Raw genomic sequence first — 15,946 nt, 5'->3', positions numbered from 1 at the left:
CAATCCAATGTCCTATTAAATCACAGGTAGGATTTTCTTCAACTTTCTTGTTGGGATTAGTTTCAATGCTATTTTATTTGGATGGCCGTAAGCTCACATATTTTCACAATGACCTTAACGGCTTTCTCCATGCTCTCCAAGGGGATATATTCATATTTCCCGTGAAAATTGTGCCCTCCGGCAAAAATATTGGGGCAGGGCAGGCCCATAAAACTTAACTGGGAGCCGTCGGTGCCCCCACGTATGGGCTTAATGATGGGCTCAATACTCAAAGATTCCATGGCCTCTTTCGCAATCTCCACAATATGGAACACAGGCTCCACTTTTTCCCGCATGTTGCGGTATTGGTCATCAATATTCAAAATGATACAATCCCCATGTTTTTTGGCAAGTTTATCCGCGATATCATGAAGCAACTGTTTTCTGGCTTCAAAATGGACTGCATCATGGTCCCTTACGATGAGCTCAACTTCAGCACTTTCAATCTCCCCCTTTATCTTGTGCACATGAAAAAAGCCTTCCCTGTCGGCCGTGTGTTCCGGTACTTCCCTTGGGGGCAATAGGCTAAGGAACTCAGTGGCAATACCAATGGCGTTTACCATTTTTCCCTTGGCGTAACCAGGATGAACACTTTTCCCAGCAATCTTTATATGGGCCTTTGCCGCATTGAAGTTTTCAAACTCCAGTTCACCCACTTGGCTGCCATCCATGGTGTAGGCCCAATCCGCCCCAAATTTTTCAACATCGAACCTATGGGCTCCCCTGCCGATTTCCTCATCTGGGGTAAACGCCACCCGGACCGGGCCATGCTTTATTTCGGGATGTTGGATAAGATATTCCATGGCCGTAATTATTTCGGCAATTCCAGCCTTGTCGTCCGCACCCAATAAGGTGGAACCATCTGTGGTGATCAAGGTTTGCCCTTCATATTGCAACAAATCCTCAAAGTAGTCGGGAGAAAGAACTATGTTCTTGGCCTTGTTCAGCACAATGTCCTTTCCATCATAGTTCTTGACAAGCTGCGGTTTCACATTCTTGCCCGAAAAATCCGGGGACGTGTCCATATGGGAAATAAAGCCGATGGTAGGCACTTTTTTGTCAATATTGCCGGGTAAGGTGGCCATGATATACCCGTTTTCGTCTATGGAAACCTCTTGCATACCGATTTGATGGAGCTCCATCACCAATTTTTTGGCCAATTTCCATTGTTTTTCAGTGCTGGGGGTAGTTTTTGAGTAGGGATCGCTCTGTGTGTCAATGGCCACATAGTCAAGAAATCGTGGCAAAAGGTTTTCCATGAAATGCTTTTTATCAAAAATAATGCTTATTCAATCGTGATTTTGGAAAAATCAGCGGCCGAAATCCTATATTTCAGCTTTTTCAAGGACAATGCGTTTTAGATCAACCTTAATTTATACACTATTATTGTATGGCTTTCTTGGATTTTCCCAACAGGATTGTCTTTTGGGCATCGGAGGAAAGGATAACGAGACCATCTTGGAGGTGTTTCAACTGAATGAGGAACAACAGGAAAAAATGAGAAACTGGAGCGCTGAGCTCAAGATAAGAAACGATATCCTCAAGGATCAGGCAAAGCACCTCATCAAAAAGCATGAAGAAAGTTCACCAGAGGTTTTGATGACAGTTTCCCTTAAATATAAAGGGCTTTTGGACAGCATGAAGCAAAATTTACGGATGATGGACGCTCGTATGCTGTCCATTTTTAACGATAGACAATATAAACGCTACTTGGACCTTTGCCATCAGCTCACCTTGCGCCCTATCCACGTAGAAAGGTCAGTTAACGAAAAATAGCCGATTTCTTACATCCTCATTGAAGAGTTTATATTTTTGTCAAAATTTCTTGAATGTACAAAATCCTGATCCGTCCGTTTCTGTTTTTGTTGGATGCAGAGACTGCACACCATGTTTCGTTCCGGGCGATTTGCTTGTTTTCCAGAATAGGATTGGCCGGTCTGTTCCGAAGGTTTTATCAATTGAAAGACCCAAGACTGGAAAGGGAAGTCTTTGGAATACGGTTTAAAAATCCCGTGGGCCTGGCTGCAGGTTTTGACAAGGATGCCAAGTTGTACAACGAATTTTCCGATTTTGGTTTTGGTTTTGTCGAAATTGGAACCGTTACGCCCAAGCCCCAAAAGGGCAATCCAAAGAAAAGGCTGTTCCGCCTTAAGGAGGACGAGGCTATAATAAACCGTATGGGGTTCAACAACAAAGGTGTTTTTGAGGCTGCGGAGCATTTGAAGAAAAAGCATAGGGTGATCGTGGGGGGCAATATTGGCAAAAACAAGACCACCACGAACGAGGATGCCATCAAGGATTATATGATTTGTTTTGAAGCCCTATTTGAGCATGTGGATTATTTTGTGGTCAACGTGAGTTCTCCAAATACACCTGGGCTTCGAGAGTTGCAGGACAAAGAACCCTTGACCCGCCTTTTGAAAAAACTTAAAAATCAAAATTCAAAGCTTTCCAAAAAATCAGGGTTTAAGGAAAAACCCATCGTATTGAAAATTGCACCGGATCTTACGGAGGAGCAATTGCTGGACATCGTCAGCATTATGAAGGAAACCAATATTGATGGCATAATTGCGACCAATACCACCATTTCACGGGAAGGACTCAAATCACATTTGATTTTATCCGAGGAACAAGGTGGCCTTAGCGGAAAACCTTTGAAAAACAGGAGTACTGAGGTAATCCGTTTTCTGGCGGAGAAAAGCAATAAGGCCTTTCCCATTATTGGGGTAGGTGGGATTCATTCTCCGGAGGATGCCTTGGAAAAGTTGGATGCAGGGGCGGATTTGGTTCAACTGTACACGGGATTTGTATATGAGGGACCTGCGCTCATCAAAAATATAAACAAGGCGATTTTGCAGAGAATGTGATGGATGTCTTTCCGCTTTTGTTGTTTCAGAGTGTCCATGAGGTGAACTACTCCGTGCTAATCGGATTCATAATATCCTCAGCGGCTTTGGCCATTGCCCCAGGTCCCGATAATATCTATGTACTTACGCAAAGTCTTTCCAATGGGGTAAAGTCTGGACTTGCTACCGTAGCGGGGCTTATAAGCGGCTGTTTGGTGCACACCACCTTATTGGCCTTTGGCGTTTCAGAAATAATCAAGAACAGCGACATCCTCTTCAATGCCATAAAAATTTTTGGAGCGCTCTACCTTTTGTATCTGGCCTTTAAGGTGTATCAAAGTGAGGCATCCATTTCTTTTGGACAAGCCAACGCGCAGCCCAAAGGAGCAAAAAGACTGTTTGGCATTGGTTTTACCATGAATGTGCTGAATCCGAAGGTCACCATATTCTTTTTGGCCTTTTTTCCTGGTTTTCTGTTCAGCGATACCTTAAACACGGTACTTCAGTTCTACGTGTTGGGGTTGCTGTTCATGTTGGTGGCTCTTCTTATTTTTTCAACCATAGCCCTATTGGCCGGTACTATTTCCAAATATCTTACCACACACACGAAGGCCGGTCTTTATCTAAAATGGTTGCAGATTATTGTTTTTGTTGGGATTGCTTTTTATCTGTTCGTGTCGAACAAATAAATGGTAATTTTACGGTCACCCATGTCAAAAGTCAAGATCATAGAATGTCCCCGAGATGCCATGCAAGGCATAAAGACCCTTATTCCAACGGAGGAAAAGGTTAGGTATATACAGGCCCTGCTGGGATGCGGTTTTGACACCATCGATTTTGGAAGTTTCGTATCGCCCAAGGCCATTCCCCAAATGCAGGATACGGCCGAGGTTTTGGAAAGACTTGATCTTTCCCGGACCAGGAGCAAGTTGCTGGCCATAGTTGCAAACCTTAGGGGGGCGGAAGATGCTTGTCAATACGGGGCGATTGATTACCTGGGCTTTCCTTTTTCCATTTCGGAGAACTTTCAAATGCGGAATACCCATAAGACCATTGCCCAATCCGTGGATACCCTAAAAGGTATTCTGGAGGTGGCCAATACCCATGATAAACAAGTAGTGACCTACGTTTCAATGGGATTTGGTAATCCGTATGGTGACCCTTGGGATGTGGATATCGTAGGGGAGTGGACCGAAAAATTGGCGGCAATGGGCACTACTATTCTTTCACTTTCGGATACCATTGGAAGCTCCACACCCGAGGTGATCGATTATTTATTTTCACAACTTATCCCAAAATACCCACACATAGAATTTGGGGCGCATTTGCATACCACCCCGACCAAGTGGCACGAAAAGGTAGATGCCGCCTACAAAGCTGGATGTAGACGTTTTGACGGTGCCGTGCAGGGTTTTGGTGGCTGCCCAATGGCCAAGGATGAGCTCACGGGCAACATGCCCACGGAAAAGATGCTATCCTATTTTACCACAGAAAAGGCAGATACCGGGGTGAACTGGATGGTCTTTGAAGCTGCTTACAATAAGGCAACTGAATTGTTCACCGCGTACCATTAATGTAAAAGGCACCCGGATAACCGGATGCCCTGCACTTAAAATCAAACTAAACTGAAATCAATATCTAAGTTCCAGACCGGCAAATATCCCAAAGGGATGCCCAGGCCGTAACCCAGCTGGAACACGCGCCACGGCATAGCTTTCGTCCAAAAGATTGATTGCATTGGCCGTCAAGGCAATGTGGGGATTAAGGCGGTATCGGCCACCGAGGTCCAAAATGAAGTTGGATGCCACTTTTTCATTTTCTGGGATGGCACCATTGCCCGCTTCGGTTCTAAATTCGCCGTTGTAGCGTCCGCTCAGGTTTATCTCAAACTTTTCATGCTCCAAGGACAGTATTGCATTGAACTGATGCTTGGAGATGTACGGAAGCTCATCCCCTGCGGTTACTTCTCCCCAGATGTCATTTTCACTGCCAAAACTGTTCAAGAATTCGGTGTCCGTCAAAGTGTATCCAAAAGTGAATGGCATTTGAAAACTTTCATTATTCTCCAAAAAATTGTAGTTCAACAATAATTCTATCCCCTGGACCTTTACCTCACCGGCATTGAATTGATCCAACGAACCGGTACCGCCTGTGGCAGCAAGGTCGCTGCCCAAGAGGTTGCTGAAGTCGTTATAGAAACCAACCAACTCTCCTGAAATCCCCGCATAGGAGAAACGGGTTCCCAATTCATAGTTGACACTTTCCTCGGGATTTTCGCCTGGCTGGTTGCTTGGAGGTGAAAACCCTTTGTGCACGCCTCCAAAGACAGAGAGTTTATCAAAGTTGTAGTTGAAACCCATGCCAGGTATGAAAACGTCCACCTTGTTTTCCCTTTCGGATAGGTTGATGCCTGTTCGGTCCACATCGTTGTTGCCATAGTCCTTTCTTCTTAAGGTGATGTTCTCGTATCTCAGACCAGGGGTCAAGGTTAGATCTTTGTATTTGATCTTGTACATGGCATAGGTGGCAAATGCCCTTGCATCGCTGATTCGGTTTGCATTGGTTCCTGGGATTCCTGCGTTTACCAACTGCATGTTTCCGTCAATCATGGCGTAGTCATCAATCCATTGAAAACGATCTTCTTCATCAAAATGATAGCGCAGTCCCATCTCCAGATCATGGAATGTGTTTTCCCCGGTCCAATGGTAGTCCAGTTTGGTCTGAACACCGGTAGAATAATAATCGCGGTTGTTGTTTCTGGCGTTCAGGGTATCATCGGCACCGCTATTGGAAGCGCCGGTTACCAAATCGATATAAGGGGCAAAAGTGGTGGGATTGCCAAAAATACTGCCAATGCCCTCACGTTCGCCATTGATGGTCACAAAATCAACCTTGTACCAGTTTCGGCTAAAATCGTTGAAATATCCGGTGGTGGTAATCCTAAAGTTATCTGTAAAATTGAGTATGTGGGTTCCCATGAACTGAAGGTGATCGTTCACCATTTCATCTTCCTGCGAACCGGCATACCTTCTAAAAGGGCTGGCATCAAAATCCTCTTGGGTGAGGCCCAAATAGGTTTCGTTGGAGTTTTCATCCGAGTATTGGAACTTCAATTCAAAAGCTTGGCCCACTTTTGCTTCCGGGTTGGTGTTTACCCTGAACTTGGCCACCAAGTCATTCTTGTCGAAACCGGTATTGGCACCGTTGTCCAAATCCTTGAAACCATTGGAATTGTAATTGAGGTATTCCACGGAATAGCCAAAATTTTTGCGGCTGTCTCCCAATTGGGCATGGATACGTCCACTTTGGAAACTTCCATAGCTTGTGTTCAGAAAGATGCCGAATTTGTCTGGAACCTCGGTGGAAATCATATTGATGGCACCCCCTGTGGTGTAGGGCCCGTATTGCACCTGACTGCTTCCCTTTAATATTTCCACTGCTTGCATGCGGGCTATGGTTGGAAAATAATAAGCCGAGGGAGCGCTGTAAGGAGCGGGTGCAATGAGCACACCATCTTCCATCAGCGTAATTTTTGCACTGCGTTCCGGTGAGGTGCCCCGCAGGCTGATGTTGGGCCGAAGGCCAAAACCGTCTTCTTCATAAACGTTGACGCCGGGCACACTGCGTAGGGTACGGTTTACATCGGTGTAATTGAATTTTTTTATTTCTTCCGGGGAAAGATAATAGGCTGATCCGGTTCTGTTTTTGGCGACAAACTTGCTGCCAAAAATAACCTTGGCGGAAAGCACGACCTCATCCAGTTTGATGAGGGATGAATCGTTGGCAGGTTGGTTTTGCTGGGCGGTCACCAAAGTGCAACATAGGACAAATAGGAGAAAATTTGAACGGAACATTTGTTTTATTTAGACTGGTTTAAAATAATTTAGTGAGCTGCAAAAATACGCCGACACTTTTTAAATTCAAAGTTTATTTAGAATAAATAAAAACAAATTATAGTAATCATTTGCCTTCTTTATGATAACCAGTGAATTGCGAAAATGATGAATTAGCATACATGCAACGAGCGTCCGAAGGATGGCACCTTTATATTGAATTAAATATGGTATATTTGCACGCAATTAATCCGTAATTGCAATGGAAGCCCACCTAAACAAAATTGTTGGCGAAGGACTTACTTACGACGATGTCCTCTTGGTGCCAGCGTATTCCGAAATACTCCCACGAGAAGTCAATATCCAATCTAAATTCACGAGGAATATCACTATAAATGTGCCCATTGTGTCCGCTGCCATGGATACAGTGACCGAATCGAGAATGGCCATTGCCATGGCCCGCGAAGGGGGTATCGGGGTATTGCACAAGAACATGACCGTTGAGCAGCAGGCGCTGAAGGTTAGAAAAGTAAAGCGGGCAGAAAGTGGAATGATTATGGATCCCGTTACCTTACCGTTGAAATCTACCGTTCGGGATGCCAAGGCCCACATGAAAGAATACAGTATAGGAGGCATTCCCATTGTGGACGAAAACAAAAAACTCATCGGAATTGTTACCAACCGTGACCTGCGTTTTGAAAAAAATGACATGCGGCCTATTGCCGAGGTTATGACGTCCGAAAATTTGGTCACCGTGGGGGAAGGGACTTCCCTGGAGCAGGCCGAGGTGATTTTGCAGGAAAATAAAATTGAAAAGCTTCCCGTGGTGAACAAGGACAATACCTTGGTCGGTTTGATCACCTTTAGGGACATTACCAAGCTAACGCAAAAACCTTTTGCCAATAAGGATCAATATGGCCGATTACGAGTGGCTGCCGCCATTGGGGTTACCCCAGATGCCGTGGATAGGGCCGGTGCTTTGGTAAAGGCTGGTGTGGACGCTATCATAATAGACACGGCACATGGACACACCAAAGGTGTGGTCGGTATTTTAAAAGAGGTGAAAAAGGCTTTTCCGGAACTCGAGGTGGTCGTTGGCAACATTGCCACCGCTGAAGCTGCCAAATACCTGGTTGAAGCTGGTGCCGATGCTGTTAAGGTAGGAATTGGGCCTGGTTCCATTTGCACCACGCGTGTGGTCGCTGGTGTCGGATTTCCCCAATTTTCGGCGGTACTGGAGGTAGCTGCGGCTATAAAAGGCTCAGGGGTTCCTGTTATTGCCGATGGTGGAATCCGCTATACCGGGGATATTCCAAAAGCCATTGCTGCTGGAGCGGACACCGTTATGTTGGGCTCTTTATTGGCGGGTACCAAGGAATCCCCTGGGGAAACGATCATTTATGAAGGCAGAAAGTTTAAATCGTATCGGGGTATGGGCTCTGTGGAAGCCATGAAGGAAGGCAGCAAGGACCGTTATTTCCAAGATGTGGAAGATGATATCAAAAAATTGGTCCCGGAGGGCATCGTGGGCCGTGTACCCTATAAAGGAGATCTATACGAAAGTATGCATCAATTTATTGGGGGACTGCGAGCTGGTATGGGGTATTGTGGTGCCAAGGACATTGCCACACTTAAGGAAACAGGTCGTTTTGTGAAGATCACTTCCAGCGGAATCCATGAAAGTCACCCGCATAATGTGACCATCACCAAGGAAAGTCCGAATTATAGCAGGTAATAAAGTTTACTTCCCAGCATACGTCTGCCAATCCTTATCCTTGTAGATGTTGTCGCCAAAATAGCGCGCTATCTGCAAGAAAGGCTCCACTTTCTGGTAGCCAGGTACAGGGGAGAGCATCTTAAAATCCTCATCCAAGAACACCACGGTAGGATAGCTCATTTTACCCTGCAATAGGGCCGCTGCAAATTCATGGTAACCCCTTCGTCCAGATGGCACAAACTGAAAGGTTTTCCCCTGAAATTCAATGGGGTCCTTTCCTTCTGCATCCAATTTTACCATATAAAAGTTGTCTTTCATATAGGCTGAAACCTCAGGATTTTGAAAAGTGTCCTTATCCATTTTTTTGCACCATCCGCACCAATCAGTGTACACATCGATGAACATTTTTTTGGGCTTGGCATCCGTCTGCGATAGTTGAACGGCTTCTTCCCAGGTCAACCAATCAATGTTTTGTGCATGGGATTGGAATCCAAATAAAAAAAGAAAAAATAAACCGATTTGGGTAACCTTTGTGCGCATAGTTTAAGGTTTTGACGATTTCGTCGTGCTATATATATAAAACTAACGAAAATTGTGCCAAAAAAGTATCTAGCGAAAAACCTCCAAAACCAGAATGAGAATGCCCAAGAGTAGGCATAGGGGCGAATAGTATCGTGTGTCCAGAGCGGAGAATTTACTGTTCTTGGCGGTCTTGAAAAAGCCTACGTACTTAAAATCCCCAAAAGCCCTTACAATGAAAATCATCCCAATTCCAACGGAAATATATTTCAGCCAAGGATGGTCTAGAAGCATTAGCACTTTGTTGATGAATATGAAGGCAAAAAACAAAAGGGCAACGCCCACAAGGGCCGCACCAAATTTTCCTGGAGAAAAAGTGATATTGTTCCCCGATCTTTTAGGAAGAACGGCCTCGGGATCCTTGATCCCAAAAATGGACCAGTAAAAATGTAGGGCCGCCAGAAAAATTAGAACGATGGAAATAATGGTGGCCAGTACATCCATACTATTTTAAGACTTCTTTCCGTGAGGTTTCGAACAGATGTTTTACGTCCACCTGGTTTTTGAGAATATCGTCAAAATTTTCGCGCTCCCTTATCAGATGTCCCCTGCCATTCAACCAAAGTACCTCGGCAGGCCGGTATCTTGAGTTGTAGTTGCTGGACATGGTATAACAATAGGCTCCGGCATTTTTAAAACATAATATATCCCCTTCCGCAATTTCATTGATTCTTCGATTGCTTCCAAAAGTGTCCGTTTCGCAGATATAACCCACCACGGAGTAGTACCTTTCGCGGCCATCGGGATTGGATATGTTAACAATTTCGTGGTTGGATCCATAGAGCATCGGACGGATTAGATGGTTGAAACCGGAGTCCACACTGGCAAAAACCGTGGAAGTGGTCTGTTTCACCACATTCACTTTCGCCAAGAAATATCCTGCTTCACTCACCAAAAACTTGCCAGGCTCAAAGGCGAGGGTAAGCTCTTTGCCATAATCCGCACAAAACTCATTGAACCTTTTTGTGAGTTTTTTGCCCAATTCCTCAACATTCGTCTGGATATCTCCTTCCCGATAGGGAACCTTAAAACCACTTCCAAAATCGATGAAGTCCAGATCTTTGAAGTTTTTAGCTGTTTCGAAAAGAATTTCAGAGGCGTAAAGGAACACATCAATATCAAGGATATCACTTCCCGTATGCATATGGATCCCGTTAATGTTCATGTTCGTCAGCTCCACAATGCGAAGCAAATGCGGAATTTGGTGAATGCTGATTCCGAACTTGGAATCGATGTGCCCTACGGAAATATTGGAGTTGCCACCGGCCATCACGTGCGGATTGATGCGAATGCAAACGGGAACATCGGGATGTTTGCTTCCAAATTGCTCCAAAATGGAAAGATTGTCGATATTCACCTGAATCCCAAGGGCCGATGCCTCTTCAATCTCTTCCAAAGAAACCCCGTTGGGAGTAAAAATGATGGATTCTGGCTCAAACCCGGCCATAAGCCCCAATTTCACCTCTTGGATGGACACAGTATCCAAACCGCTGCCCAAATGGTTCATGAATCGGAGAATGCTTAGATTGGACAGGGCTTTGGCCGCATAGTTCAGCCGTAGCTTGCCCACTCCTTCAAAGGCATCGGTCAATCGTTGGTATTGCGAAGCGATCTTGGCCGCATCATATACGTAGAGCGGAGCACCAAATTGCTTCGCAAGGGTCACTAGATGTTGGGATTCCATTTTACCTAATAGCTTTAAAACAAAACTAAAACTTGTTCGTCGGTTGACCAAGAATAGTTTTCAAATTAACTTTTTATAACAAAATGTTGCAAACATAACGATTTGATGTTTTGAGGATGTTTGCTCTTTTGGTTTTCGGATTGTACATTTAAGGTAAATTGCGCCCATGAAATTGCCCCTGTTCCCATTGCAGACCATTTTTTTTCCAGGAGAAACGGTGCCACTGCACATTTTTGAGGAGCGCTACAAACAGCTTATACACGACTGCAGGAGGGAGGCCATTACCTTTGGAATCCCAGTATTTATAAACAATACCATTTCCTTTGGCACCGAGGTTCAGCTTGTGGAAGTGGTGACCACCTACGAAAATGGTTCCATGGACGTCGTATGCGTGGCAAGACAAGTATTTAGGATACTTTCCTTTCAGCAGCAGATGGAAGATAAATTATATGCCGGCGGGGAGGTGCTGCTTTTGGATTTGGAGTACGATGCCGATAATGAATTGCGAAAGGAGGTATTGGACCATATCGAAAAACTTTATGGTTTAATGGATGTCCCTTTCACCAAAATTAACCCGGAGCAGTTCAACAGTTATTCCTTGGCCCATAAAATGGGACTTTCCTTTGAACAGGAGTACGATTTGTTGCAGATTCCGAAGGAAACGGACCGCCTGAAGTTCATAAAAGAGCATTTGAAAATGACCATCCGCGTTTTGAAGGAAATCAATCGCACCAAGGGCATTATAGAATTGAACGGGCATTTTAAAAACTTCGACCCTTTGGATTTTAAGGATTTTAAAGGGTAGCAAAGCCATCACTCCGATAATTCTTATAGATCATCTTCCTTTTGTCGATGCTGTTTTCTATTTTTGTCCGCAAACAAAAGTTAACAAATAGATGAATCTTCACGAATATCAAGGAAAGGAAATTTTGGCCAGCTTTGGTGTGCGCATCCAAAGGGGTATCGTTGCCCGCAATGCCAAGGAAGCGGTGGATGCTGCCAAACAGCTAACGCAGGAAACCGGAACAGGTTGGCATGTGATAAAAGCCCAGATACATGCAGGTGGCCGGGGAAAGGGCGGTGGCGTAAAATTGGCCAAAAACTTGAAAGAAGTTGAAGAACTGGCGGGAAGCATCATCGGGATGAACCTGATAACCCCGCAAACTTCTGCGGAAGGGAAAAAAGTGCACCAGGTTTTGGTGGCGGAGGATGTTTACTATCCGGGCGACGGCGAGACCAACGAATTTTATATGTCCGTTCTTTTGAACAGGGCCACGGGTAGGAACATGGTGATGTATTCCACTGAGGGGGGTATGGATATTGAAGAAGTGGCCGAAAAGACACCACATCTTATTTTTACGGAGGAAATTGACCCTGGGATGGGATTGTTGCCGTTTCAGGCCAGAAGAATAGCATTTAATCTAGGATTGTCCGGATCAGCCTTCAAAGAGATGGTAAAATTTGTTTCAGCACTATATAAAGCTTACGAGCAAAGTGATGCCAGTCTTTTTGAGATCAACCCGGTCTTGAAGACATCGGATGATAAGATCATGGCGGTTGATGCCAAGGTTTCCATTGATGACAATGCGCTGTATCGAAGAAAAGCATACGCCGAAATGCGTGACCTCCGTGAAGAAAACCCCATTGAGGTAGAAGCCAGGGAGGTTGGCTTGAACTATGTGGATCTGGATGGCAACGTGGGTTGCATGGTAAACGGCGCTGGCCTGGCCATGGCGACCATGGATTTGATAAAAATGGCCGGTGGTGAGCCCGCCAACTTTTTGGATGTTGGGGGAACCGCGGATGCCAAGAGGGTAGAAGAGGCTTTCAGGATTATTTTAAAAGATCCTAACGTAAAGGCGATACTGATCAACATTTTTGGTGGTATCGTTCGCTGCGACCGGGTGGCGCAGGGTGTTGTGGATGCCTACAAAAACATGGGCGATGCCATAAAAGTTCCCATAATTGTGAGGCTTCAAGGGACCAATGCCGAGTTGGCAAAGGAAATCATAGATAATTCTGGTTTGGCAGTACATTCTGCCGTGCAGTTTCAAGAGGCTGCGGACAAGGTTAAGGAAGTATTGGGTTGATTCCCGATATGCATGAAATTAAAAAAGGGCTTACTTTAAGGAGTAGGCCCTTTTCATTTTTTGTCTTTGTACACTAAAATCCGTAGGATGAGAGTTATATAGTTAGTATTCCAAGACTGAACCCATGCGATCCCATCAAGAAAAACTGAGCATTCTTTCCGAGATGATTGCCTTTGCTAGGGTGGATTATTCCATGAAAAAGTCGGAATACCGGTTTTTGTTGACCGTGGCCAATAATTTAGGGGTTGATAAGGATACGGTCAAAGACCTCCTCAGGAAAAAATCCCCTAAAGTTGTGCTTAAATCGCAAGCGGACCGTATAGTACAATTCCACCGATTGCTGTTGTTGATGAATATTGACCAAGAACAGCACAGCAAGGAAATCCAACGATTATACAATGTAGGCCTTAAAATGGGGCTTCCACCCGCAGCAATAGGCCAAGTGCTCCAAATAATGCACAACTATCCCGACAAGTTGGTGCCTGCGGACGTACTCATCAACATTTTCAAAGCCCACTACAATTAGCGTCATTTTGACATGTTTTTACTCCAAATAAGCGCCATAATGGCATGATTTAGCTGTTGGTACGTCGTTTGCCATGGTATGGTTGAATTTAATGTTTAACCAAAAAGATAAAACGCCATGAGCATAGTAAAAATAAACAAATTACTTTTTCCATCGTTAATGAACGATTTTATGGGTCCAGACTGGTTCGGTGGCACCGATAACTGGAATACTTCCGTTCCTGCCGTCAACATAAAGGACAATGAGAAGAATTTTGAACTGGAACTTGCCGTTCCAGGAGGAAAAAAGGACGACTTTACCGTTGAGGTGGATAATGATGTGCTGACCATTTCTAGCGAAGTAAAAATGGAAAATGAAGAGACCAATGATAACTACACCAGAAAGGAGTTTTCATTCTCTTCCTTCAAAAGGGCCTTTACCTTACCGGAAACCGTGGACGGTTCTAAAATAGACGCCAAATACGAAGATGGAATTTTAAGGTTGACCTTGCCCAAAAAGCAAGAGGCATTGCCAAAACCAAAGCGGTTGATTGCAATTGGATAAGGCAATATGAGTACACCAACTTAGGTGTTTCATGATGGTTGATTGAGTTGGTTAGTTTGTGGGCGCGCCTTCGCACCATGTGTGCGGGGCGCGCTTGCTTTTATTCCTGATTCTGGAGCTGTTTTATTTCATCCCGAAGCTTTGCGGCTTCCATGAAGTTCAGTTCCTTCGCCGCTTTTTCCATTGCTTTTCTCTTGTCCCTGATTATTTTTTCTCTCTGGTCCTGTGTCAGGTACTCCAAATCAGGTTCTGCGGCCCGCAATTCCTCCTTTTGAAAATGATAGGTGGACACTGAGTTTTTGGCCAGTGCATTGTCCAGATTCTTTTTAAGGGCTTTCGGCACAATGTCGTTCTCCTTGTTAAAGGCCATTTGTTTTTCCCTGCGATAATTCGTCCCGTCAATTGTCTTTTGCATGCTTTCCGTAATAACATCAGCATACATTATGGCCTTTCCGTTCAAGTTTCGGGCAGCCCTGCCCACAGTTTGTGTGAGTGACCGATTGCTCCTCAAAAAACCTTCCTTGTCAGCATCCAAAATGGCCACTAACGAAACTTCTGGAAGATCAAGTCCTTCACGAAGTAGGTTGACGCCGATAAGAACATCAAAGATGCCCTTTCGCAGGTCCTGCATGATCTCAACACGCTCCAAGGTGTCCACGTCGCTGTGAATATAGCGGGATCTCACATCAATTCGGGTTAGATATTTTGTCAATTCCTCCGCCATGCGCTTGGTCAGCGTTGTCACCAAGACCCGCTCGTCAACTTCAACCCTTTTTTGAATTTCTTCGATCAGGTCATCAATTTGGTTCAGTGTTGGCCTTACCTCAATAACCGGGTCCAAAAGGCCCGTTGGACGAATGACCTGTTCCACATATACTCCCTGACTCAATTCCAATTCATAATCCGCAGGGGTGGCACTTACGTAGATCACTTGGTTCTGAAGGGCCTCAAACTCCTCAAATTTCAAAGGCCTATTATCCATGGCCGCTGGTAGTCTGAAGCCGTATTCCACCAGATTTTCCTTTCTTGATCGGTCACCACCATACATGGCATGGACCTGAGGGATCGTGACATGGCTTTCATCAATGATCATCAGATAATCATCTGGAAAATAATCCAGCAAGCAGAAAGGTCTTGTGCCCGGTTCCCGACCGTCCAAATATCTGGAGTAGTTTTCGATCCCGGAGCAATAGCCCAATTCCCGTATCATTTCCAAGTCAAAATTGGTTCGCTCCTCCAAGCGTTTGGCCTCGAGGGGTCGTCCTATTTCCTTGAAATAATCCACCTGTTTCACCAAATCATCCTGTATTTCCCTAATGGCATTTTGAAGGATATCCGGAGAGGTTACGAACATATTGGCTGGATAAATGTTCAGGCTATCATAAATTTCAATGACCTTATTGTTGAATGGGTCCAAGGCCTCAATCTCTTCAATTTCATCACCAAAAAAGTGAATACGAAAGGCATGGTCCGCATAGCCAGGAAAGACATCGACTACATCGCCCTTGACCCGGAAATTTCCATTTCGAAAATCCGCAGTTGTCCTGGCATACAGGCTTTGCACCAGCTGTTTCAGGAATTTGGTCCGGGAAATGATCTGATCGCGATGGATTGAAATCACATTTTTTTGGAATTCAACAGGGTTGCCGATACCATAGAGGCAGGAAACGGAAGCCACCACGAGCACATCCCTTCTCCCTGAAAGAAGTGAGGACGTTGCACTTAATCGCAGTTTTTCTATATCCTCGTTGATGGAAAGGTCCTTTTCAATATACAGACCGCTGGATGGAATATAAGCTTCAGGTTGATAATAATCGTAGTAGGAAACAAAGTATTCCACAGCATTTTTTGGAAAAAATTGCTTGAATTCGGAATACAACTGGGCGGCAAGTGTCTTGTTGTGTGCCAGCACCAAAGTGGGACGTTGGACAGCTTCAACCACATTGGCCACTGTAAAAGTCTTTCCCGAACCTGTTACTCCAAGAAGTGTTTGATGGGGATCTCCACCACGGATACCGGTCACGAGCTGTTTTATGGCCTCGGGTTGATCACCGGTAGGTTGAAATTCGGAAACTACGTGAAACTTCAT

Annotated in this window: 15 protein-coding genes; 9 read left to right on the top strand and 6 right to left on the bottom strand. The window is 44.8% G+C overall.

Annotation, left to right across the window (positions count from 1 at the left end; all coding sequences use genetic code 11):
• Positions 1-68: 68 nt before the first annotated feature.
• Positions 69-1,298: a peptidase T gene (pepT, locus tag K7G75_RS13190; protein WP_222984707.1), complete on the bottom strand. Its 1,230-nt coding sequence runs from the start codon at positions 1,296-1,298 to the stop codon at positions 69-71.
• Positions 1,299-1,389: 91 nt separating this feature from the next.
• On the opposite strand from pepT, the gene K7G75_RS13185 reads away from it, so the two are divergent.
• From K7G75_RS13185 to K7G75_RS13170, 4 genes are read left to right on the top strand one after another with little or no spacing between them, the layout of a single operon-like run.
• Positions 1,390-1,815, top strand: a complete 426-nt coding sequence (locus K7G75_RS13185) for a hypothetical protein (protein ID WP_222984706.1) — start codon at positions 1,390-1,392, stop codon at positions 1,813-1,815.
• Between the two features lie 53 nt (positions 1,816-1,868).
• Positions 1,869-2,906 (top strand): quinone-dependent dihydroorotate dehydrogenase, encoded by a 1,038-nt coding sequence (locus K7G75_RS13180; protein WP_222984705.1) that lies wholly within the window; start codon positions 1,869-1,871, stop codon positions 2,904-2,906.
• Positions 2,906-3,574 (top strand): LysE family translocator, encoded by a 669-nt coding sequence (locus tag K7G75_RS13175; protein WP_222984704.1) that lies wholly within the window; start codon positions 2,906-2,908, stop codon positions 3,572-3,574. Before K7G75_RS13180 ends, K7G75_RS13175 begins: the two co-directional genes overlap by 1 nt.
• Before the next feature lie 21 nt (positions 3,575-3,595).
• Positions 3,596-4,459, top strand: a complete 864-nt coding sequence (locus K7G75_RS13170) for a hydroxymethylglutaryl-CoA lyase (RefSeq protein WP_222984703.1) — start codon at positions 3,596-3,598, stop codon at positions 4,457-4,459.
• Positions 4,460-4,516: 57 nt separating this feature from the next.
• Here the strand turns inward: K7G75_RS13170 and K7G75_RS13165 are convergent, their stop codons facing one another.
• A complete protein-coding gene (locus tag K7G75_RS13165) occupies positions 4,517-6,739 on the bottom strand; it encodes a TonB-dependent receptor family protein (protein ID WP_222984702.1) in 2,223 nt (740 codons plus the stop codon).
• Between the two features lie 241 nt (positions 6,740-6,980).
• On the opposite strand from K7G75_RS13165, the gene guaB reads away from it, so the two are divergent.
• A complete protein-coding gene (gene guaB, locus K7G75_RS13160) occupies positions 6,981-8,453 on the top strand; it encodes an IMP dehydrogenase (RefSeq protein ID WP_222984701.1) in 1,473 nt (490 codons plus the stop codon).
• A 6-nt stretch (positions 8,454-8,459) separates the two neighbouring features.
• Here guaB and K7G75_RS13155 read toward each other — a convergent pair whose 3' ends face one another.
• The 3 genes from K7G75_RS13155 to lysA all read right to left on the bottom strand — a co-directional run bounded on the left by K7G75_RS13155 (position 8,460) and on the right by lysA (position 10,698).
• Positions 8,460-8,975 carry a thioredoxin family protein gene (locus tag K7G75_RS13155; RefSeq protein ID WP_222984700.1) on the bottom strand — a complete coding sequence of 172 codons (516 nt, stop codon included), beginning with the start codon at positions 8,973-8,975 and terminating at the stop codon, positions 8,460-8,462.
• A gap of 69 nt (positions 8,976-9,044) precedes the next feature.
• Positions 9,045-9,458, bottom strand: coding sequence for a DUF3995 domain-containing protein (locus tag K7G75_RS13150; RefSeq protein ID WP_222984699.1), 414 nt, complete (start codon positions 9,456-9,458; stop codon positions 9,045-9,047).
• A gap of 1 nt (position 9,459) precedes the next feature.
• On the bottom strand, positions 9,460-10,698 hold the full coding sequence (gene lysA / locus K7G75_RS13145; RefSeq protein WP_222984698.1) for a diaminopimelate decarboxylase: 1,239 nt from the start codon (positions 10,696-10,698) through the stop codon (positions 9,460-9,462).
• Positions 10,699-10,864: 166 nt separating this feature from the next.
• Between lysA and K7G75_RS13140 the strand changes: the two genes are divergently transcribed.
• From K7G75_RS13140 to K7G75_RS13125, 4 genes are all read left to right on the top strand, one after another.
• A complete protein-coding gene (locus tag K7G75_RS13140) occupies positions 10,865-11,503 on the top strand; it encodes an LON peptidase substrate-binding domain-containing protein (protein WP_222984697.1) in 639 nt (212 codons plus the stop codon).
• A 91-nt stretch (positions 11,504-11,594) separates the two neighbouring features.
• Positions 11,595-12,788: an ADP-forming succinate--CoA ligase subunit beta gene (gene sucC / locus K7G75_RS13135; protein ID WP_222984696.1), complete on the top strand. Its 1,194-nt coding sequence runs from the start codon at positions 11,595-11,597 to the stop codon at positions 12,786-12,788.
• A 124-nt stretch (positions 12,789-12,912) separates the two neighbouring features.
• On the top strand, positions 12,913-13,314 hold the full coding sequence (locus K7G75_RS13130; protein WP_222984695.1) for a TerB family tellurite resistance protein: 402 nt from the start codon (positions 12,913-12,915) through the stop codon (positions 13,312-13,314).
• 117 nt (positions 13,315-13,431) lie between these two features.
• Positions 13,432-13,857, top strand: coding sequence for an Hsp20/alpha crystallin family protein (locus K7G75_RS13125; RefSeq protein ID WP_222984694.1), 426 nt, complete (start codon positions 13,432-13,434; stop codon positions 13,855-13,857).
• A gap of 100 nt (positions 13,858-13,957) precedes the next feature.
• On the opposite strand, the gene uvrB is transcribed toward K7G75_RS13125, so the two are convergent.
• Positions 13,958-15,946: an excinuclease ABC subunit UvrB gene (gene uvrB, locus K7G75_RS13120; protein ID WP_222984693.1), complete on the bottom strand. Its 1,989-nt coding sequence runs from the start codon at positions 15,944-15,946 to the stop codon at positions 13,958-13,960.

This window comes from Flagellimonas meishanensis (genome assembly GCF_019880545.1).
Lineage (GTDB): Bacteria > Bacteroidota > Bacteroidia > Flavobacteriales > Flavobacteriaceae > Flagellimonas > Flagellimonas meishanensis.
Note: the sequence above shows the minus strand (reverse complement) of the source record. Positions and strands in the feature narration are given on the sequence as shown.

What these genes read in the sequence shown, in the direction of transcription:
- pepT (WP_222984707.1), bottom strand. Translation starts at nt 1,298, where the DNA reads ATGGAAAACCTTTTGCCACGATTTCTTGACTATGTGGCCATTGACACA.
- K7G75_RS13185 (WP_222984706.1), top strand. Translation starts at nt 1,390, where the DNA reads ATGCGTTTTAGATCAACCTTAATTTATACACTATTATTGTATGGCTTT.
- K7G75_RS13180 (WP_222984705.1), top strand. Translation starts at nt 1,869, where the DNA reads ATGTACAAAATCCTGATCCGTCCGTTTCTGTTTTTGTTGGATGCAGAG.
- K7G75_RS13175 (WP_222984704.1), top strand. Translation starts at nt 2,906, where the DNA reads ATGGATGTCTTTCCGCTTTTGTTGTTTCAGAGTGTCCATGAGGTGAAC.
- K7G75_RS13170 (WP_222984703.1), top strand. Translation starts at nt 3,596, where the DNA reads ATGTCAAAAGTCAAGATCATAGAATGTCCCCGAGATGCCATGCAAGGC.
- K7G75_RS13165 (WP_222984702.1), bottom strand. Translation starts at nt 6,739, where the DNA reads ATGTTCCGTTCAAATTTTCTCCTATTTGTCCTATGTTGCACTTTGGTG.
- guaB (WP_222984701.1), top strand. Translation starts at nt 6,981, where the DNA reads ATGGAAGCCCACCTAAACAAAATTGTTGGCGAAGGACTTACTTACGAC.
- K7G75_RS13155 (WP_222984700.1), bottom strand. Translation starts at nt 8,975, where the DNA reads ATGCGCACAAAGGTTACCCAAATCGGTTTATTTTTTCTTTTTTTATTT.
- K7G75_RS13150 (WP_222984699.1), bottom strand. Translation starts at nt 9,458, where the DNA reads ATGGATGTACTGGCCACCATTATTTCCATCGTTCTAATTTTTCTGGCG.
- lysA (WP_222984698.1), bottom strand. Translation starts at nt 10,698, where the DNA reads ATGGAATCCCAACATCTAGTGACCCTTGCGAAGCAATTTGGTGCTCCG.
- K7G75_RS13140 (WP_222984697.1), top strand. Translation starts at nt 10,865, where the DNA reads ATGAAATTGCCCCTGTTCCCATTGCAGACCATTTTTTTTCCAGGAGAA.
- sucC (WP_222984696.1), top strand. Translation starts at nt 11,595, where the DNA reads ATGAATCTTCACGAATATCAAGGAAAGGAAATTTTGGCCAGCTTTGGT.
- K7G75_RS13130 (WP_222984695.1), top strand. Translation starts at nt 12,913, where the DNA reads ATGCGATCCCATCAAGAAAAACTGAGCATTCTTTCCGAGATGATTGCC.
- K7G75_RS13125 (WP_222984694.1), top strand. Translation starts at nt 13,432, where the DNA reads ATGAGCATAGTAAAAATAAACAAATTACTTTTTCCATCGTTAATGAAC.
- uvrB (WP_222984693.1), bottom strand. Translation starts at nt 15,946, where the DNA reads ATGAAGTTTCACGTAGTTTCCGAATTTCAACCTACCGGTGATCAACCC.